General features: G+C 29.8%; 22 protein-coding genes and 1 other RNA gene. 9 read left to right on the plus strand and 14 right to left on the minus strand.

The window, feature by feature from the left end; genetic code table 11:
- Positions 1-19 precede the first annotated feature (19 nt).
- Both NMAR_RS00535 and NMAR_RS00540 read left to right on the plus strand, forming a co-directional pair.
- Positions 20-754: a 50S ribosomal protein L2 gene (locus NMAR_RS00535; protein WP_012214489.1), complete on the plus strand. Its 735-nt coding sequence runs from the start codon at positions 20-22 to the stop codon at positions 752-754.
- Between the two features lie 50 nt (positions 755-804).
- Entirely contained in the window at positions 805-1,083 is a 279-nt protein-coding gene (locus NMAR_RS00540) for an acylphosphatase (RefSeq protein ID WP_012214490.1), read from the plus strand.
- Here the strand turns inward: NMAR_RS00540 and NMAR_RS00545 are convergent.
- From NMAR_RS00545 to NMAR_RS00555, 3 genes are all read right to left on the minus strand, one after another.
- Positions 1,080-1,412 (minus strand): DUF5655 domain-containing protein, encoded by a 333-nt coding sequence (locus tag NMAR_RS00545; protein WP_012214491.1) that lies wholly within the window; start codon positions 1,410-1,412, stop codon positions 1,080-1,082. The genes NMAR_RS00540 and NMAR_RS00545 overlap by 4 nt on opposite strands.
- 31 nt (positions 1,413-1,443) lie before the next feature.
- Positions 1,444-1,757: signal recognition particle sRNA (ffs, locus tag NMAR_RS00550), an RNA gene on the minus strand.
- A gap of 34 nt (positions 1,758-1,791) precedes the next feature.
- On the minus strand, positions 1,792-2,706 hold the full coding sequence (locus tag NMAR_RS00555; protein ID WP_012214492.1) for a TIGR00269 family protein: 915 nt from the start codon (positions 2,704-2,706) through the stop codon (positions 1,792-1,794).
- 120 nt (positions 2,707-2,826) lie between these two features.
- Here NMAR_RS00555 and NMAR_RS00560 point away from each other — a divergent pair, with 120 nt between their 5' ends.
- Positions 2,827-3,747: a class I SAM-dependent methyltransferase gene (locus tag NMAR_RS00560; RefSeq protein ID WP_012214493.1), complete on the plus strand. Its 921-nt coding sequence runs from the start codon at positions 2,827-2,829 to the stop codon at positions 3,745-3,747.
- A 112-nt stretch (positions 3,748-3,859) separates the two neighbouring features.
- Here NMAR_RS00560 and NMAR_RS00565 read toward each other — a convergent pair whose 3' ends face one another.
- The gene (locus tag NMAR_RS00565; protein WP_148680268.1) at positions 3,860-5,011 is read right to left on the minus strand and encodes a site-2 protease family protein; all 1,152 of its coding nucleotides are present in this window, start codon (positions 5,009-5,011) and stop codon (positions 3,860-3,862) included.
- 88 nt (positions 5,012-5,099) lie between these two features.
- Between NMAR_RS00565 and cutA the strand changes: the two genes are divergently transcribed.
- Positions 5,100-5,411, plus strand: a complete 312-nt coding sequence (cutA, locus tag NMAR_RS00570) for a divalent-cation tolerance protein CutA (RefSeq protein WP_012214495.1) — start codon at positions 5,100-5,102, stop codon at positions 5,409-5,411.
- Here cutA and NMAR_RS00575 read toward each other — a convergent pair.
- Both NMAR_RS00575 and NMAR_RS00580 read right to left on the minus strand, forming a co-directional pair.
- Complete coding sequence (locus NMAR_RS00575) at positions 5,408-6,457, minus strand: mRNA surveillance protein pelota (RefSeq protein ID WP_012214496.1); 1,050 nt, start codon at positions 6,455-6,457, stop codon at positions 5,408-5,410. The two genes, cutA and NMAR_RS00575, sit on opposite strands and share 4 nt — an antisense overlap.
- Positions 6,458-6,489: 32 nt before the next feature.
- The gene (locus NMAR_RS00580) at positions 6,490-6,903 is read right to left on the minus strand and encodes a hypothetical protein (RefSeq protein ID WP_012214497.1); all 414 of its coding nucleotides are present in this window, start codon (positions 6,901-6,903) and stop codon (positions 6,490-6,492) included.
- 171 nt (positions 6,904-7,074) lie between these two features.
- Between NMAR_RS00580 and NMAR_RS00585 the strand changes: the two genes are divergently transcribed.
- Complete coding sequence (locus NMAR_RS00585) at positions 7,075-7,494, plus strand: secondary thiamine-phosphate synthase enzyme YjbQ (protein WP_187146544.1); 420 nt, start codon at positions 7,075-7,077, stop codon at positions 7,492-7,494.
- A gap of 4 nt (positions 7,495-7,498) precedes the next feature.
- Here the strand turns inward: NMAR_RS00585 and NMAR_RS09615 are convergent, their stop codons facing one another.
- From NMAR_RS09615 to NMAR_RS00595, 3 genes are read right to left on the minus strand one after another with little or no spacing between them, the layout of a single operon-like run.
- Complete coding sequence (locus NMAR_RS09615; protein ID WP_012214499.1) at positions 7,499-7,663, minus strand: hypothetical protein; 165 nt, start codon at positions 7,661-7,663, stop codon at positions 7,499-7,501.
- A gap of 39 nt (positions 7,664-7,702) precedes the next feature.
- Positions 7,703-8,155: a metal-dependent transcriptional regulator gene (locus NMAR_RS00590; RefSeq protein ID WP_012214500.1), complete on the minus strand. Its 453-nt coding sequence runs from the start codon at positions 8,153-8,155 to the stop codon at positions 7,703-7,705.
- A 1-nt stretch (position 8,156) separates the two neighbouring features.
- Positions 8,157-8,924, minus strand: coding sequence for a TrmB family transcriptional regulator (locus NMAR_RS00595; RefSeq protein WP_012214501.1), 768 nt, complete (start codon positions 8,922-8,924; stop codon positions 8,157-8,159).
- 101 nt (positions 8,925-9,025) lie between these two features.
- Here NMAR_RS00595 and tes point away from each other — a divergent pair, with 101 nt between their 5' ends.
- The 3 genes from tes to NMAR_RS00610 are packed head-to-tail and all read left to right on the plus strand — an operon-like array spanning position 9,026 to position 12,841.
- Entirely contained in the window at positions 9,026-10,705 is a 1,680-nt protein-coding gene (gene tes, locus NMAR_RS00600; protein WP_012214502.1) for a tetraether lipid synthase Tes, read from the plus strand.
- Between the two features lie 51 nt (positions 10,706-10,756).
- Positions 10,757-11,782: a glycosyltransferase family 4 protein gene (locus NMAR_RS00605; RefSeq protein ID WP_012214503.1), complete on the plus strand. Its 1,026-nt coding sequence runs from the start codon at positions 10,757-10,759 to the stop codon at positions 11,780-11,782.
- 51 nt (positions 11,783-11,833) lie between these two features.
- Complete coding sequence (locus tag NMAR_RS00610) at positions 11,834-12,841, plus strand: SDR family NAD(P)-dependent oxidoreductase (protein ID WP_012214504.1); 1,008 nt, start codon at positions 11,834-11,836, stop codon at positions 12,839-12,841.
- Position 12,842: 1 nt separating this feature from the next.
- Here the strand turns inward: NMAR_RS00610 and NMAR_RS00615 are convergent, their stop codons facing one another.
- From NMAR_RS00615 to NMAR_RS00630, 4 genes are all read right to left on the minus strand, one after another.
- Positions 12,843-14,423: a glycosyltransferase family 39 protein gene (locus tag NMAR_RS00615; RefSeq protein WP_012214505.1), complete on the minus strand. Its 1,581-nt coding sequence runs from the start codon at positions 14,421-14,423 to the stop codon at positions 12,843-12,845.
- A gap of 98 nt (positions 14,424-14,521) precedes the next feature.
- Positions 14,522-15,685, minus strand: coding sequence for a lipopolysaccharide biosynthesis protein (locus NMAR_RS00620; protein ID WP_012214506.1), 1,164 nt, complete (start codon positions 15,683-15,685; stop codon positions 14,522-14,524).
- Between the two features lie 13 nt (positions 15,686-15,698).
- Positions 15,699-16,880 carry a glycosyltransferase family 4 protein gene (locus NMAR_RS00625; protein WP_012214507.1) on the minus strand — a complete coding sequence of 394 codons (1,182 nt, stop codon included), beginning with the start codon at positions 16,878-16,880 and terminating at the stop codon, positions 15,699-15,701.
- A gap of 60 nt (positions 16,881-16,940) precedes the next feature.
- Complete coding sequence (locus NMAR_RS00630; protein WP_012214508.1) at positions 16,941-17,828, minus strand: NAD-dependent epimerase/dehydratase family protein; 888 nt, start codon at positions 17,826-17,828, stop codon at positions 16,941-16,943.
- A 95-nt stretch (positions 17,829-17,923) separates the two neighbouring features.
- Between NMAR_RS00630 and NMAR_RS00635 the strand changes: the two genes are divergently transcribed.
- Positions 17,924-18,868: a GDP-mannose 4,6-dehydratase gene (locus tag NMAR_RS00635; RefSeq protein ID WP_012214509.1), complete on the plus strand. Its 945-nt coding sequence runs from the start codon at positions 17,924-17,926 to the stop codon at positions 18,866-18,868.
- On the opposite strand, the gene NMAR_RS00640 is transcribed toward NMAR_RS00635, so the two are convergent.
- Positions 18,863-19,903 (minus strand): glycosyltransferase family 2 protein, encoded by a 1,041-nt coding sequence (locus NMAR_RS00640; protein WP_012214510.1) that lies wholly within the window; start codon positions 19,901-19,903, stop codon positions 18,863-18,865. The two genes, NMAR_RS00635 and NMAR_RS00640, sit on opposite strands and share 6 nt — an antisense overlap.
- Positions 19,904-19,939 lie beyond the last annotated feature (36 nt).

A 19,939-nucleotide genomic window follows, 5' to 3' on the forward strand; every position in this document is an offset into this window, starting at 1 on the left:
TACGTAGGAAACGATCAGCTTGGGTAAGAGACCATTAGTAAGAAGACGTGGCCGTGGAGGCAATCAATTTAGATCTACTTCTACTGGTAAAGTAGGCACCAAAGCAAATTATCCTCGTTTTCCGCTATCTGAACAACATGAAGGTGAAATTATTGACCTTGTTCATGAACGTGGTAGAGAAGCACCTTTAGCTAAAGTAAGATTTGAAGATGGTTCCGTATCGTTTGTTCCAGCAGTTCTTGGAGCAAAAGTTGGTGAAACTCTACAATTTGGATTAAAATCAAAAATTGAAAAAGGTAATGTAATTAGTATTCAAAACATTCCTGATGGAACTATTGTATGTAATATTGAAAAGCACTTTGGTGATGGCGGCGCAATTGTAAAATCTGCCGGAACTGATGCAACTGTTTTCTCTCATGGCGATGAAGGTGTTACGGTAAAACTTCCTTCTGGAAAATTCACTACACTTAACCCAAAAAACAGAGCTATGATTGGAACTCTAGCTGGAGGTGGAGCTAGCGAAAGACCATTTATGAGTGCTGGTGGCAAATGGAGAAACTTTAAAGCTAAAGGAAAGAAATATCCGATTGTTAGAGGTGTTGCTCAAGCAGCCTATGTTCACCCACACGGTGGTGGTCGTCACCAACATGTTGGACAAAGTTCTACTGTTTCTAGAGATACTCCTCCAGGAGCCAAAGTCGGAAGCATTGCTGCAAGAAAGACTGGTAGAGCTAGAATTAAAGAAAGAAAGTAGTTTTCTCTTTAACCTAAAATTGATTAATAGCCCAAAGAAATCTTTGATGAATGTCAAACCAACGAATTAGACTTTTTGTAACTGGTAGAGTTCAAGGTGTTTTTTTCCGTCAGACTTTGAAAACAAAAGCAATACAAAATGATGTTTTTGGATGGGTAAAAAATCTCAAAGATGGTCGTGTTGAGGCCATTTTGGAAGGTGATGAAGAAAATGTTAGTAGATTGGTTGAATGGGCCCATGGGGGTCCTGCAAATGCAATAGTCGAAGATGTAGAAATAAGAAATGAAAAATTTAGTGGCGAATTTTCAAAGTTTGATGTTTTGTATTAATGAATTTGTTCATATGCTCTTTTTATTACATCTCCAAATTCTGAGATCTTTTGGTCTTTATCAATTTGAATAATTTCTACAGGTTCTTTTCTACTCTTTTGGAGTTTTATTATTACTCCTTCTTTTTGAGGCTCTACATCTGTAAACCATCTAAATGTCATTGATTTACAAAAAACAACTCTGTGCATTCTAACATCTTCAATCACATTTTCTCCTAAATTAAAACAAAATTCCCTAATTGAATCAAATAGAGGTAATACTTGGATTGGAATTTGTTTTTTAAAATCTTCATAATTTCTTTTATTTCCAAATGAAATTATCCCTTCCATAACTTTGTAAATTTGAATTTAATAATAAATGGTAGCAGCTCTGTTGGTTCCAGTCTAGACGAATAGCCCCATTTCAAGGCATACAAGATCCGCCACGTTGACGAGGAAGCGTGGATGCTCCACCTTAGGATTGCTCCCTCCCGGACCTCATCCCTTTCGATGGTTCGGTCTTAGAAGTTATCCCTTCGGATAATTCTAGTCCTGCAACCACCCGCCTCGGCGTGATTTCATTTCCGCACACCAAGCGGGAATTACCCATCTAGAGATTTACCCAACAGTTACTGATCTCTGCATATAGCCGGTTTCAGAACAGGGCACGGCTGGCACCCCGATCCTACCTGCTACCAATTTTTCTAAAACAAAGTATGTTATATTTGCATTAGGTTTGATTTTCCTTTAGTTTCAAAATCATGTTGCAAACTGAGCACACATTTCCTGTACAATCACTACCACATTTCTTACAAACCGTTTTTTCTTTGTAGTTTGTTTCTTTTACAATATTTGATACTCTGAGAATTGATTGATACAAATTATTTTTAATTCCGCTATGTTGTTTTTCTAATGAGTTTAGAAATTCACGAATCTCTGTTCTTATTCCTTCATTCATGTGAGGACATGGTTCTGATTGAAATGGGATGTCGTTTGTAAATGCATAAAATACTATTTCAGATTCATATATCTCACAAAACGGTTTGATTTTTCTTAAAGAATTTGATGATGTATCAGGTTCCATCCAACCAATCTTATTTGTATCTCCTGAAAGCATGTTTATGACAAATGTCTGTAATGTGTCATCTAGATTATGTCCTGTTGCAATAACATCTGCTCCAACATCTTTTGCTGCATGATCGATTGCTCTTCTTCTTAGAGTTCCACAAATTGAACATGAAGATGTTTTTTCGTTTTCTCTTAAATCTAATGCTTCATCAAGTGTTAATTCAAAGAGATTCTTGTAGGAGTAAACTTTGTGTTCTACACCCAATTCCCCACAAAATTTTTCAACAATCTCTAATGCTTCGTTTCTGTATCCTGGAATTCCTTCATCAATCGTAATTGTTTTAATTCTAAAATTATGAGATGATGCCATTTCATGAATAATTTTTAACAGTGCTAAGGAGTCTTTTCCTCCAGATACTGCAACTGCTACTAATTCATTATTTTTGATCATATTATGTTTAGATATGGTTTTTGCAGTCTTTCTTACAATAGAGTTTGAGAAACATTTTGAACAGAGCTTTTGTCCAGAATATTTTCTAGTATAAACTGCTAAATTTTCACAGTAGTCACACTTCATGATTTTGAATATTTTTTTTCATTAATGATTCTTTAGATAGTTTAAAATTAAATTATTTTTGCTTAATAAAGACCAAAATATTTTCAAAGACTTAAATCTTATATAGAAATTTTTTGCTTGATGAATGAAAGTAAAAAATATGATTTTATTGATAATGCTTTTTGCCCTTGTTGCTCATCTAACAATCTTTACATCGCATTTGAAAAGAGTTTCTTTAATCTACCTGTTTTGAAATGTAATGAATGTGGATTACATTTTATTTGGGACAAAAACCTAACATTGAATCTGGAAAAATATTATGATGAAACTTATTGGGATGTATTTAGAAATATCAAAAATAAACAAATTAAAAATCAACAAACTGATAATGCTTATTTAATAAAAAAATTTCCAAAATTCATTCAAAAGTTTTTTGATTGGACAGGTGTACGAAAATCTCTTTCACGCTCACAATCATGGTATCTATTACCCTTGTTGAAAAAAAAACATTCATTGTTTGAATTAGGTTCTGGTGAAGGATTTATTCTTGAATTTTTTGAGAAAAATGGTTTTGACGTATTTGGTATGGAGCCATCGAAAATAAATTTTTCATTAATTAATAGAAAATTAACTTATGGGAAATGTGTAACTGGTTCTGCAGATGATATAAAATCAATAAAAAAAAAATTTGATGTAATAATATTATCACATGTTTTTGAACATTTAAAAGATTGTAAACAAGTATTGTTAGATCTAAAAAAAATACTTAACCCTAACGGAATTATTTTCATAGATGTTCCAAATTGCTCAAATCTTAAAACATTACATGAGTCAATTTTTACTCAACCTCATATTTTCCATTTTACAAAAAAAAGTATTGAATCCCTATCTTCATCAACAGGATTTTCTATAATTAAAGCAGACTTTTTTTATGGGAAAGTTTCAACATTTTTAGATCATATAAAATATTTCTTGTTTTGGATTTTTAAAAAAGATTTTTTTATTGTTTCGGATCAAAAAAATGGAAATTATTTACGAATTATTCTTACAAATTCTGACTAGAAAAAATTCAAAACTGTAAATGAATTTTAATATTTTGGTATTATCTGTTCAAATTTTTAAAATAAAAAAAATTGCAAAAATAATTTAGCGTATCTAATCTATTTGGTATTTTTTATATTGTAAACCAACCAGATTTTACATATGAGAGGGCAATGTTTAGGCCAAACAAAGCAAAAGTAAACGCATAGATTCCCCACATTACTCCATTTACTGCTTTTTCTGAAATTCTTTGATCAATAATCGTATGAATGAATTTACCTCCATCTAAAATTGGTAATGGAAGCATATTGATTATTCCAATGAAAAATGAAATCATCCATAACCATAAGAGGAACATTGAGACGTTTGGATCATTCCATTCAATAAAATTCAATATAGGCTTGTATGCAAATGAATTATCTCTCATAATTCCAATCAATCCTCTTTCTGGATCATCTGGTGCTGGCATTACTTCAAGACTAAAGTCCAATGGTTGTCCATCTCTAAGTACAGAGACACTTGCTGTCTCTCCTGGATTTAAACTGGGGAAATCCGCCGGACTTAGAATGGACTTGTCATTGATTGATGTTATGATGTCATTTGCAAGTAATCCTGCTTGCTCTGCTCCTGAATTTTCAATAATTGAAAGAATTAGGACTCCTTCTGGTAATTCGTAAAATGTACTTAATAGTGGTTCAGGTAATACCATTGCAAAAAATGGATTTGTAAGTAAAATTACTCCTAAAGCAAATGCAAAAATTACATTTGATGTAGCTCCTGCTCCAATAACTCTGAGTTTTGAGATCTTTTTTGCTTTGTTGAATTCTTCCTCATCAGGTTCTACAAAGCCTGCAAACATTGCAATGAATATTGCAAATCCTCCTGTTTTGATCTTTATCTTTTCTAATGCTGCAACAATACCGTGTGCTCCCTCATGAATTACTAGTACAACTGGAATTGATAGTAAAAAATATGTAATTGATGCTGCTGAAGTTAATGTAACTCCTGGAATAAGAACAGTTAATTCTGAAAATTCTGTTTGTGCAACAAAAAAGTTTGCAACATTATTTAGCAAAAACCAAAATGCAAAACCCATCATTATAAAACCTGAAATTACACTTACATCTGCAAAAACTCTAATTCCTCTTCTTGTCCGACTAAGAAGTTTTAACAGTACTGAGTTAACTTGTTTGTTTTTGTAAGTTAGACTGTATGCTTTTATTTCAAAACCATGTTTCTCTAATTTTAGTCCTTTTGCAACAATAACAATTACTACCCATGCCATCAACACATAGATAATCGAATTTTGAGTGATAAAATCAAGTTCCAAACTAATTGTAATTTTTTTAAGGTACGGACATTTATCGGTTACTATGAAACCCGCGATAATCATTTCAACTTATCCTGATAAAAAATCAATCACAAAAATCGCAAAAATATTTGTAAAAAATAAGACTGTTGCATGTGTAAATATATCAAAAATAGACTCAATCTATTCTTGGAATAAAAAAATAGAAAATACATCTGAATATATAGCTATTTTCAAAACTACATCAAAAAATACAAAATTACTTAAAGAAAAAATCAAAGAAACTCATCCATATAATGTTCCTGAAATTGCTGAAATTGATGTAACTTCAATAAACAAATCCTATCTTGATTGGTTGATAGACTCTACAAATTAAGATTCAATTGAATATCGTAACAAGGAAACTATGCCTCCTAAACCAGTAACTCTTAGACCTATGTCTGTAGACGAATCCACACTATACATTTTAACTCCCTTATTTTCCATATCATTTAGAAAATCTATCATTTTTTGTTCATCATCTTGAATTGCTTTATCTGAAAAAACCATGGACTCTACTGCACCCATTTGATTTGCATTAAAGGTTTCATCAAAACCCATGGTAAATTTTGTGCTTTTTTTGTTTGCAAGAAGCATAACTTCATCAATAATTGATGATACTTTAGCCAGTTTGCTATCTGACATTATCTCTTTCATTGTGTTTGATTTTGTAAAGGTGTAAATTCCATCTTCTCCACCGGAATCTATTCCTTCAACTACTTGTACTTTGAATTTTTGTAAATTTTGAGATTTTTGAATAAAATTTGCAAATCGTTTCTTTGTTTCACCTGGACCAAAAATTACAATTGAATCTCCTTCTTTAAGAATAGTTGAAATTGCTTGTTGTACTTGCTCAAAGAATTTTTCAATATTAAAATTAGTTTTGTATCTTTTTCCACCAGAACCTGAGTAAATATTTGGCATAAATTCCAAATGTGTTCCTCTTAATCTTGCAATACCACTGTCTCCTGTATCAATTGCTACTAGTACAAAACCAACTTGATTGTTACTTGATTCTAAAAGATTTTTTTCAAATGGCAACCATTTTTTCTTGGAGATTGTAATACCATCATTAATTTTTAAAATAAATGAATGATGAGTTCCATGTGGTACTGACTCATTACTTGATTCTGAAATTGTACCTCTGATTCTTAGTCTATCTAATACATCATCAAGTGAAATCTTTTCTACAGTTAATGCGATTCTAACTTTGATTCTTTCCCCTTTATCTGGCCTTGAATAATCTTTATCTTGTTTTAGTACTCTGGTTGTATCACCAATTATTTTATCATTTTCTTTAATAATTCTGCGTAAATTTAGAAGATCATCTGAATCTTCTGGGATAACTGAAATTAAATTCTCATCAATATTTTTTGTTATCATGTTGTTGTTCTATTCTACAAAGAGAAAAGAGTTTAGTTTGTTACTTCGTTAGTTGTTTCTTCAGATTTTTTCTTTAGATAACTTTCAACCCAATCTAAAGTAAGAACTCCTGATTCAGCTAAATTTGTTAAAGAGTTTGCAGATGCTTCTCCTGTGACTTTACCATGATTTTTTTTTAATTGACGCCATTTTAGAGATGTATTACCACTTTTTGAATTATAGATAATTCCTAAAATGTCCCTTGCATTAACAAATGTGATATCTCTAATTTTTTTCAAAGTTACCTTATCCGCTGCCTCAACATAGATTGCACCTAAACTATCTTCTCTTTCTGCAAATACTTCTGAATCATCCAGATAACTTCTTGGAGCATAAGATTTACACGTACTAGAAATGATGAATCTTCTAAAACTTTCTACTGATGCTGGAGTGTCAATTGCAACCATTTTGAATGAATAAACTATTGGCCATTTATCAAGCTTCTTGAAAGACTCAATAGGAATCTACCTCAAATATGGCTTGCAGGTGGTGATGAACCTATCCCTTTGAAATGATGATGAGGATCTTGAGTTCTGAGCCTGCCTATGATTTTAATTGATGATTACTTTAGAAAAATTATGAATTCGTTTACTGAATATCTAACATTTAATGTTGAAGCTCGTAGAGGATTTGTTAATATCACTCCTGATATTAGAAAATTAGTTACTAAAAGCAAAGTCAAAGAAGGTTTGTGTCTTGTAAATGCGATGCATATTACTGCTAGTGTCTTTATCAATGATAATGAGGGTGGATTACTTCATGACTATGAAAAATGGTTAGAAGAATTAGCACCGCATGCTCCAGTTGATCAATACAGACATAATGATACTGGTGAAGACAATGCAGATGCTCATCTAAAAAGACAAGTAATGGGAAGAGAAGTAGTTATTGCAATAACTAATAGTGAATTAGATTTTGGTCCATGGGAACAAATTTTCTATGGGGAGTTTGATGGAAAGCGACCAAAAAGAGTTTTAGTAAAAATAATTGGAGAATAACATTCTATCCAAAATCTGCATCACGTTTCTGACTCTGTGATTCATTTTTTCTTGCAGCAGCTCTAAACTCTTCATCGTGATTTTGAGGACCATGTCCACATTTCACACATGCAATTTTGAATCCATTATCGTCTTTTTCATACGTTTCACATCCGCAAAAACATGCCATGTTTAATCTAATTTCTAAGATGATATATCTTTTGGGATACTATGAAGCTGATTTACAACATTCACCCATTGGAATCTCTTTACCATGTGGCGATGTTCTAGGGTGTTTTAACATTGTACAAAGTGCATCAGTAAACTGTTTATTCATATGATGTTCAATACCACATACCATCTCTTCATCAATATCTACTTTGAGTGCACTATCCATTAGTACTTCCAAAAGTCTACTGTTTCTCATCATGCTAGAACCAATTGTTTGACCTTCATCTGTGAGTCTTACTCCTGCTTTGTTGTAAGTGACTAAATTCTTAGCATTTAATTTTTTTAGCATCTGAACTACACTTGGTTGTCTAACGTTGAGCATTTTTGCAATAGTGCTAATTTTGACTTCTTCTCCTCTTTCTTTAAGAAGCCAAATCGCTTTGAGATACATCTCAACATGTTCAGCTTCAGCGGTTCCAACAAACAGAGTCTCTTCATCTAGTACGTCCATGTTATACCTTCTTTGAATCTTTTAATAAATATTCAAAATATTGACGTGCAAATCCTGCTAATCCTGCATGATCTGCCCAAATTGCAACCACATCTGAAGAATTTTCAGCAGCAACTGCTGGACCTAACAATATTACAACGTATTTTTTATCAGAAATTATTCCTCCTCCAAACAAACCTTTCTTGATTTTTACCGTTGCGACTCGTTTTATTGCTTTAATGGATTCTTTATCCATCTTGTCTGATGTAAGAATTGTAATTTCTACTCCCTTGTCATGTAGTGATCTTAGTTTTGGTAATGCTTGTCTAACTAATTCTTCTCCAGCTTCAGGTAATGCAATCATTACTTCATTTCTACAAGTTTCAACCATTTCTAGAATCTTTGCTGCAATGTTTATTGCACCTGATAATACCCAAATGTCTGGTTTTTCACTAGTTCCACTTTTTTCATACAATGGAACTAGTTCATTTAGAATAACACTTTGATTCTCTGAAAAATCATTTTCCATTTTTTGTTTTGTTGTTTCTAATCCTGTTGATGGTGACTTTGCAAAATATTTAGTTGGTCTTGAATCATCTGTTCCAATCCATCCTTTTTCTTCTAGAGTTCCTAGAACTTCATAAATTTTTGAGTATGGAACTCCTGATTTTTGACTGAGCTCTGATGCTGTTAATTCTCCTGATTTTAGTAATGCTGAAAATGTTCTAATCTCATAACTTGTAAGACCAATTTTTTCTAATGCTTTTCTTGTCTTATCTGATATGCTCATGCGATCTAGTCGATCAGTTTTGATATTTAAATCACATATGCCTGCTTCCTAAATTCCACCCGAGGCCAAGTATGAAATGCATTATATACCATTTCTGAAAAATGCCCATAGTAGGCATGGCTCTAATTCAGATATCTAATCAAACTACAAAGAATTTAGGTAAAAAATCCACTATTAGATTCACTCAAAGTATCTGTCCTGATTGTAACATGATTTTGGATGCAGAAGTTTTTGAGAGGGATAACAAAGTCTTCATGTCTAAAGTTTGTCCAACTCATGGTGAATGTGAGGAATTATACTTTGGTTCTTACGAATTATACAAGAAATTCAGTACTTACTGGATGGATGGTAAAGGTGCTCATGCTCCAAACGTAATGATTGACAAATGTTCTTGTCCAAATAATTGTGGATTATGTTCAAACCACCTATCTCACAGTGGACTTGCAAACATGATTGTAACTAACAGATGTGACTTGACATGTTGGTATTGTTTCTTCTATGTAAAGAAAGGTCTAGAAGGTGCTTACATGTACGAACCAGATCATACTCAAATTAGAGGTATGATGAAAACTCTAAGAGCAGAAAGACCAATTCCAGGAAACTCTATGCAAATTACTGGTGGTGAACCAATGCTTAGAGAAGATATTGCTGATGTTATCAAAATTATGAAAGAAGAAGGTGTTGACCATATTCAGATGAACACTAACGGCATTAGACATGCAATGGATCCAGAAGCAGCACGTGAAGTAAGACTAGCTGGATGTAACAATTTGTATCTTTCATTTGATGGTGTAACTGCAAGAACAAACCCAAAGAATCACTGGGAAATTCCATATGCACTTGATAGTTGCAGAAAAACAGGAACAACTGTTGTATTTGTTCCAACAGTAATCAAATCAATTAATGATCATGAATTAGGTGGAATTATTAGATATGCTCAAAAGAACATGGATGTAGTTCATGCTGTTAACTTCCAACCAGTATCTCTAACTGGTAGAATGGGTAAAAGTGAACGTGAAAAATACAGAATTACAGTTCCTGATTGTATTCAAAGAATTGAAGAGCAAACAAATGGTGAAGTAACTATTGATGATTGGTTCCCAGTACCAAGTTGTATGCCATTAACAAATGTAATTGAAGCATTCTCAAGCAAACCAAAATACGAATTATCAATTCACTTTGCTTGTGGTGCAGGAACATACATCTTTGAAGATGAAGATACAAAGAAATTTGTTCCATTAACAAAATTCTGTGATATTCAAGGAATGTTAGAATTATTTGAAGATAAAGCCGAAGAAATTCGTTCTGGTAAAAACAAGTACTTTACAATGCTTGAAGTTGTAAGAAAACTCAAAGGATTTGTTGATTCAAAGAAACAACCAGCAGGATTAGACTTGGCAAAAATGTTTGGTAACATCTTGATGAAGAGATCATTTGATTCAGTTGGTTCTTGGCATGTTAAAGGATTATTCCTTGGTATGATGCACTTCCAAGACAAATACAATGAAGATCTAGAAAGACTACAAAGATGTGATATCCATTATGTTACTCCTGATCTTAGAATCGTTCCATTCTGTGCATTTAATGTAATTCCTGAATGGTACAGAGACAGAATCCAAAAGAAATACTCTATCACTGTAGAAGAATGGGAAGAGAGAGAAGGTGTTAAACTCGAAGACGGTCTTTATAGAGGTCTTATGAGACGTGGTGCAGGTGATGAACTTGCAGCAGGATGTGCAAAAAGTGAAATGTTCCACCAAGCAGCACAAGCAACAATGTAAAAGGAATTTTTAATCCAAGACCTTAATAGATTCTAACTTAATTTTTGAACAATGAAAATTCTGATCATTTCTCCGACTCAAGAAGGAATTGGTGGTGTTGCTAGACATGTACAAGGTCTTACAAAATTTTTAAAAAATGATGGGCATGAAGTAGATGTAATCTCTTCTGAAAATACATTCACAATTCCTATACGAAAATTAAAAAATCCTAGCTTCATGCTATCTTCTTTTTTAAAAACAAAATTTTCAAAAAAATATGATGTAGTACATGCTCAAAATGTTGTATCTGCGTTTGCAATGAAAAATGTTTTGGGAAAAAAATTATTGGCAATACACGGAATTCATCATGAACAAGTAGATCATTTACATGGAAAAACTGCTGGAAATGTAGCAAAGGATTATGAAGATAAAGCGTTAAACTGGGTTGACGCAATAACGGTTTCTTCAAAAGAAATGCTTGATTATTACTCTCAAAAAGGATTGAACACGTTTTTTCTCCCAAATGCATTGGATATACAATCAATTACCAAAAAATCTAATCGAAAATTTGACAAACAAATTGTTTATGCTGCTAGATTATCAAAAGAAAAAGGTATTCTTGAAGTATTGGATGTTGCAGAAAAATTACCACAAGACATTCATCTTTTAATTTTAGGATCAGGGGTAGAAGAGAATAAAGTAAAAGAATTATCAGAACTACAAAAAAATATTCATTTTTTAGGATATCAAAATAGAGAAAACACTCTATCTATAATTCGTGGTTCTGATTTGTTAATACAACCATCTAGAATGGAAGGTGGACTAAGTTATACTTTGTTGGAATCTATGGCATGTGGAACTCCAATTATATGTACTGATGTTGGTGGTGCTAAAGATACTTTATCTCATATGAAAAATGCATTTATTATCAAACCTGAAAATTCAACAGAATTAAAAAATGCTATTAATCAATTAATGAACAACTCAAAACAAAGAGAGGAACTAAAGAACAATGCTTTGGATGAAATCAAAAATCATGATTGGTCCGTTGTAGGGCCAAAATATGTAGAAATTTATCAAAAATTACTTTCATCATAAAAACTAAAAAAGAACAATAGTTATTAATTCAAAATATTTTAAAAAAATCACTTGCAATCAATTTTAAATAAAAAAAATATTCTTGTTACTGGTGGAACCGGTTCTATAGGACAAGCTTTGGTTCAAAGAGCTATATCTGATGGCGCAAAACATATCAAAGTTTTCAGTAATGATGAAAATGCCCTTTATGAAATGGAATTAGATTTTTCTAAACATAAAAACATCGAATACATAATTGGCGATATTAGAGATTTTGATAAAATCAATTCAATCGTAAAAAATTGTGATATTATTTTCCATGCCGCTGCACTCAAACATGTAGATAGATGTGAATTATATCCATTAGAAACAATGACCGTAAACATAATTGGAACAAATAATGTTGCAAAAGCTGCAGTCAATGCGAATGTATCAAAAGTTATTTCTATTAGTACTGATAAAGCTGTAAATCCTATAGGTGTGATGGGTGCAACAAAACTTCTTGCAGAAAAATTAATTGCCGCTGAAGCATATCATTCAAAATCAAAGACAGTTTTTTCCTCTGTACGATTTGGAAATGTATTTCATACTAGAGGTTCAATATTACCTAAGATAGAAAAACAAATTCAAAATGGTGGTCCTTTAACATTAACTGATGAAAGAATGAAACGATTTTTTATGACTAAAGAAGATGCAGTTGATTTAATTTTAAACGCAGCTTATACTGCTAAAGGTGGAGAAACTTTTATTCTCAAAATGCCTATGCTGAATTTAAAAGATCTTTTTGAAGCAATGAAAATTGTAATTGGTCCAAAACATGGGTATTCATCAACAAAAATAAAAACAAAAATTACTGGAATTAGACCTGGTGAAAAATTAACCGAATATCTATTAACAAATTTTGAAATGGAACATTGTTTAGAAACAAAGAATTTTTTTATAATTCCTAAAATGTTTGAATCTTTAGATCCCAAAAAATATCCTGGTTCAAAAAAACCAAAGAACACAACAAAGTATTTCGAAACTGTTAAACCAATTTCACAAGAACAGATTGTCAAACTTTTAAAAAAAATTTATTAATTCATTTACCTTCTTCAAAATTTTCAAAATCTATTTTAAATATTTTTAGATGGTATGAAAAATTTTCTTCTTTTGAATCAAATTCTTTGATCAAAAACGAGTAATTTTCTTCATTAGCATGTATGTCATCAAAAATCGCTAAATCATTTTTATCATCAACTATAATATGACTAATATTTGTCTCTCTAAAAAATACCATATATTCTTCTAGTGAATTTTTTTCATTAACCAAAACAGTATTGACATTATGATCTAAAGTCGATCTGATTGACTTTCCTTTATACCGTTTTTCAAAAATTTCTGTAAATTCATTCCATTTTTCTGGTAAAGTTGTAACTTCAATATATTTTTCTTCGGGTAAAAATGAATTAATTATTTTTTTATCCATCGAAATAATTTTTGCAATTTTTAAAACTTCAATTTCGTGTTCATTGTTAATTTTTTCATATAAGTAATAGTTTGAAGCAATAGTAATTCCAATTATAATGCAAATTATTATTATATTTTCATTTTTCATTTTTATAGAAAATTTTTCAATCGCCAAAAGTGAAACTATACAGAATATTGGAAATAAAAAATAGAAATATCTTCCATCCAGTAATGGGATAGAATATGCATAAAATGTAGGTAGTGACATTGTTATTGCAGATACAATTAGAAATTTTTTCTCAAAATTTCTGTTTTTTAATAGAAAATAAATTCCAAATGGAACAAAAAAACCAAAAATCGGTATCATATTCCAAACAAAAAATTTTGAATAATTTTCTATTCCTGTATGAATAAATGGAAATCCTGAATTAACATTTGATTCTGGAACAATATCTGTGTGTTTCAGAAAACTATTACCGGCCCTCATGAAAATTCCATCTTCGCCTTTTACATCATATTTGTAATAACTCATTGGCAAAACTACTAGAAGAAATAATGCTAATGCAATTGTATATTTTGGGAAAACAAATTTTTCATTTTTATATTTAATGATAAACATTATTGATAATCCCAACATTAGAAACAATCCTTCTGATCTTACTATAGTTGAAAAACCTGCAATTAGAAAAGCTAAATAATTTAATTTTTTATTATTTGAAATAAAAAAACAAAAAGAAATCACAATTAAAAATATGTATAAAGAATCTGAAATCCCAAATAATGAATTTTGAATTAAATGTGGTTCTATAGCAAAGATAAATGCTCCCAGAATACTATGTTTTATACTTACATATTTTCTTGCAAAAATGTAAATGGGAAAAATAGTTAATGAAGAAATACTTATTGAAATGATTTTTTGCAAATTCATATAATTTATAATATTTTCAAATTGAAAAAACCAAAAAATTCCTGATAGTAACATTGCCCATCCGTTATTTGCAATTGTGTAGTCATTGGGAATTTTTCCTGTTATGAGAATATCAGATGCATAAAAAAAATATTCTAGTGAATCTAATGTTAATGGAACTTCAAAATTTACATAGGCTAATCTAATAATTATTGCAGAGAAAAATATTCCAAATAACGCTAAGAAAATCTTAGGTTTTAGAATATCACTGTTAAAATATTTATTTATACTTGATTTTTCTTGCAACTTTATTGTTTGTTTTCTACTCGTTAAATATGATTTTGTAAATATCCCTTTAGTATAAGCATGAGAAAATTGAAATTTTTCACTTTGAAATGATGATCTTATGCATTACTTGTTTTTTTTAAGAAATACTTACTTGAAACATATAGGAAAATAGCTTGACCAGCTTCTGCTAAAACTAATGCCCACGCAACTCCATTAAGCGAATACAATTCCCCTAAGATCAAAATTCCTGAAACTTGTATTGTAAGATATATTGCAACACCTATAACAATAAACCTAGTTGATAAAATTCCTAACAATTTTGCATTTGTGATAGCTGTTATTGTTCTCGGAATTACTACTAAACTCATTATGGGAATTATTTCTGCAGCACTCTCAAATTTTGGAAAGAAATGTGGCAGAATTATTGGACCTAGGAAGATTCCTAAAACTGCAAACAAAACAGCTACGATAACTGCTAATTTCTTTAAAATCACATGAGAATGACCTGTGGATTCTTGGGGTAAGATATACTGCATCATACTCATAGGTAATATACTCAAAAGTGAAAGAAATTGAATTCCTAAATGATAATTTCCTAATAATGCAAATCCTAGTATGGGTGCAATTATAATTTTGTCAATTTGTCCAGTAAATGCCCTACTAATTACTAACCCATAATTATTTGAAATAAAACTCCATTGAGGCTTTAATGACGAAAAAGAGAATTTTCCTTTTAACATTTTAAAAATTCTGTAACCTGGAACAAAATGTGATATTGCGTATCCAAGAATTACTCCGTCAATTCCCAAATTGGGGTAAAGTAGAATACTTGCTAAAACCATTGTAGCTTTCTGAACAATAAATAAAATTGAATATGTTCTGTAAAGTTTATTGCCTAAAATTTCTCCAATACTAACTCCGTAGATTAGGTAACTGATAGCATACATACTTATTGATAAATTACTAAAAAGAAGATATAGTACAAACATTATTGTAACTCCAATCAGAAGAATAATTGTTACAAGTGTTGATAGGATGTTGATTTTTTTTGCTGTAAGAACTGTTATTGTATGACTACCACCTACAAATGATAAAACAGATGCAAGCCCTGCTATTGATATTAAATAAGATAATTCACCATATTCTGTAGTTGTTAACAAACTTGCTAAATAAAACCAAAATAATGCACTAATTGCATTTCCAGAAATATTGGCAAAACCAATTGATGTTAAATCTTTAATTCCTTTGATGTTTTTAATTTTATCCTTTAATGAAACCATTGCTATTATTCACTCATTCCATTTTTTTCTGAGATTTTTCATATAGTTTCAAAATTTGATTGCCCATATTATCAGAAGAATATTCTTTTTTGACAAACTCGTAACCATTACTTCCTAGTTTTTTTACCAATTCTTTGTCTTCTAACAAAATTTCAATTTTTTCTTTTAAATCATCAACACTTTCTGGTTCAAAAAGTAAACCGTTTTTGTTATTCAAAACAACATATGGTATTCCAAAGATATTCGTACTAATTGTTGGTTTTTTACAAGCGAATCCTTCCAAAGGAGTTAGTGGAGACATTTCCCATCTTGATGGTAGTACAAGAAATTTACATGCATGATATGCTGAAATTACCTCTCCTCTTGTAGGTTTTTCTATAACCAAAATATTTTCTTTTAAATTTAATTTTTCTATCATTGAATTCATCTCTCTTTCATATCCAAAATTGGCTCCTAAAATCACAAGTTTTAAATCTTGAAATTTTTTCTTGTCAACAATTTTTTTGAATGATAAAAGCAGTAAATCAATCCCTTTAATTTTGGTGAATCTGCCAAGAAATAAAATAAATGACTCACTAATGTTGTATTTGTCTTTAAAATCTATATTATTTGCAGCAAAGTTTCTGTAATCTATTCCATTATGCACTATGGTAATTTTTTTCTCATTTGAGTATTTTAAAAAAACTGATTTTTCATATTCATTTGCTGCAATAATATGTGAAGCTTGATTAATTACAAATTTTACTAAAGGCTCCTGAATTTTATTTAGAATTTTACCCGCCCCTTTTTGATATTCAGGATGTGTATGTAATCCTCCTTGATCACTTAATAATAATGGAATTTTGTAAATTTTTGAGTATACTGCAGAAACAAATGCTTGAAACCCTCTAATTCCTATGGCATGAATTACGTCAGGCTTATCTTTCTTTAGTTGAAAAAACAATCCTGGATTTATAAAAAATAATTTTATTTTAAAAAAAACATGGTTTCTTTTAATTACAAATTTTTCGTATTTTTCAATCTTTGGTAACTCTGAATTAAATTTGTTGACGCTGTTATCAAAATCTAAATCTGTGGTATATACAGTTGTTTCATGGTTTTTTGAAACAAATCTTGCTATGTCTAAACATAGAAATAAAATCCCTCCAAACTGAGTAGCAGGTAAAAATGCGGGACACGTTAAAGCAATTTTCATTTAATTATTTCTTGAAATTCCTCTATTATAACATGTAATGATAATAATTTTATTAAAAAATTAGATTTCTTTTACCAGTTTTTTAATTCCTAAATCAAGAGTAAAATTTGGAGTAAATCCAAGCTCATTTTTTGCTTTTTTAATATTAATTACAAATTTTTGTGGTTCTATTACTCTTGCATTTTTTTTGTTGATTTTAATTTTTTGATTAATGTTATTTTCAATAATTTTAATCAATTTTGGTAATGTTGTTTTTTCATCTGAACCAATATTGAATGTATTCGAATTTTTATATTTAATTGATAATAATATTGCCTTAACTGCGTCATCTATATGTAATAAATTAAGAATTTGCTTCCCCCCATAAATTGTAACTTGTTTATTTTTTATAGCATTTTTTATCATTAATGATATTCCTCTTTTAGAATTAAGATCTCCATAAAAATTTGTAAATCTTAGGATTACATATTGAACATTATATGTTTGATGAAATTTTTTTATTAAATTTTCACTAGTAATTTTTGTAATTCCATTTAGATTAATTGGAAACTCTAGATCTTTTTCAGTAACTTTCTTTTTTGAATTTCCATAAACTTCTCTTGAAGAACAAAAAATTATTTTGGCACCATTTTTTTTCATTAGATTTAAAATATTAAATGTTCCTAAACAATTTACCAAAAAAGTTTTTTCTGGATTTTCTTCACATTCAATGTTGCCTGTTATACTTGCTGTATGAATTATAATATTTGGTTTGAATGCGTCAAAAATTTTTTTTAATTGTTTGTAATTTGTTATGTCACATTTTTTTATTATTGTGTTGTTTATTGTATGTGTATTTTTTTTTGAAATGCCTAAAGATTGATAATCACTATTACTTAATTCAGATATGATTTTATTGCCTAACATTCCACTTGCACCAGTAACCAAAATTTTAATTTGTTTTTTCATAATACAGCAATCTTGGTTTTATTGTTTTAAAATATCTTTTTTAATCTTATGACTTTCTTATTATGAATCCTAGTTTTTATTAAATGCTAAAATAAATGGATATTGTGAAGGTATTGCTTACTGGCGCAAATGGATTTATTGGAAGCCATTTGGCTGATTATCTGTATAATAATTATGATATTTTTTTGGCCGTAAGAGAATTCAGTAATATCTCTAACATAAACCATTTGAAAGATAAAGTAAATCTTTCTAAATTAGATATTACAAATTTTAAAGAAATACAAAATTTGTTAAATGAAATAAAACCTGATGTAGTTATTCATTTAGCTGGAGAAACCTCTCACTCAAAAAGTTTTGAAGATCCTATTCATGATGTAGAAGTTAATTCAAAATCAACATTATATTTTTTGGAATCAATTCGAAAATTACAATTAAAATGTACTTTTATTTTAGGTAGCACATTCATTGTTATAGGGAAACCCATTTCTTTACCTGTAAATGAGAAATCAGTTTGTATTCCAACAACAATCTATGCAACAAATAGATTGAGTAGTGAACATTTTTGTAAAATTTATCATCAAGTATATGATATGGATTGTAGAATATTTAGAATAACAAATTCCTTTGGTCCTAGAGAAAAAACTATTTCATCAAAAAATGCTGTAAACTTTTTAATTTATCAAGCATATAGTGGAAAAGAGATTACTGTCTTTAATGATGGAGAATTTTTTAGAGATCTTATCTATGTGAAAGATGTAGTTTCAGGAATTGAGACAATTATGAAAAATGGAAAAAATGGTGAACTCTATTGGATTTCTTCACATCAAAAAACATGGTTTAAAGAATTCGGTAAAATACTTCATGAATTAACAAGCTCGCCTCTAAATTTTATTCCACCTCCAGAATACACTAAAAAAGTGGATGTGGGAAATTTTTTAGCTGATAATTCCAAACTGAAATCATTGGGATGGGAACCAAAGTATTCCTTGAGAGATGGGATTATTGAAACTTTAGATTATTTTAAAAACAAAAAATTATAAAATTTTAATAAAAAATTTTGACAAGATATTTAGAATATAATTAATTTTTTTTGAATATATTCTTCCTGTTACTATGCTTGGAATTTCAATTTGATTTTTAAATTCTTTGATGATTTCTACATCTTTAATTTCTTTCTTTGATTCTATTTCTAAATATTTTTTCTTAATTCCATTCCAGTTTTTTAAAATATTTGAATATCCCTCAATTTTTTCTTTTATCATTCCTTTTGATAAGTAAAACATTATTACAATTATTTCGATTATGATCAAAGATGGTAGCATTTTAAAAAATGTTTTTCTAGAATAATGTGTCAGTAAACAATAATGTCTATTTCTTTCTAAAAGAAAATATTTTTTCTTGCTCCAACCAAAACTAAAACTTTCAGCATGATATACCACACACCTAGGAACATAGTGTGATTTAATTCCTAACTGTCTAGCTCTCCATCCCAATTCTAAATCATCATGATATGCAAACAAAAAATCATCAAAGAAACCGATTTTTTCTAATACTTGCTTTGTAGTAAAAAGGCATGCACCAGAAGCATAATTAATTAGATAATTTTTATCATGATTTGAATTTTCTTTCTCACCCTTTCCAAAAGAATACCCAAAACCAAAAATTTGAATCATGTTTCCAGCAGAATTTATTCTAGATGTATCGTCTAATGCTAATAATTTTGGTTGGTAAAGGCCTAAACCTATTTTTTTATACTCTTGAAGAAATTCCTTTAACCAAGATTTTTCTACAATTGTATCTGGATTTAGTATCACAATAAATTCCCCTTTGGCAGTTTTTATCCCTATATTGTTTCCTCCACAATATCCTAAATTTTCTTGATTTTGTATTAGTTTAATTTCAGGAAATTTTTTTTTACATTTATTTTGACTATTATCTGTCGATACATTATCAACTAATATTATTTCAAAATTCTTGTAATCACTTTTATGAATTGATTCAATACAGTTTTCAATTAATTTACCTGCATTATAATTTAAAATAATAATGCTGACTAATGGCTCTTCTGTATTCACAAATTATTCTATGATTGTACTTATTTTAATTAATTC

The organism is Nitrosopumilus maritimus SCM1 (assembly GCF_000018465.1).
Lineage (GTDB): Archaea > Thermoproteota > Nitrososphaeria > Nitrososphaerales > Nitrosopumilaceae > Nitrosopumilus > Nitrosopumilus maritimus.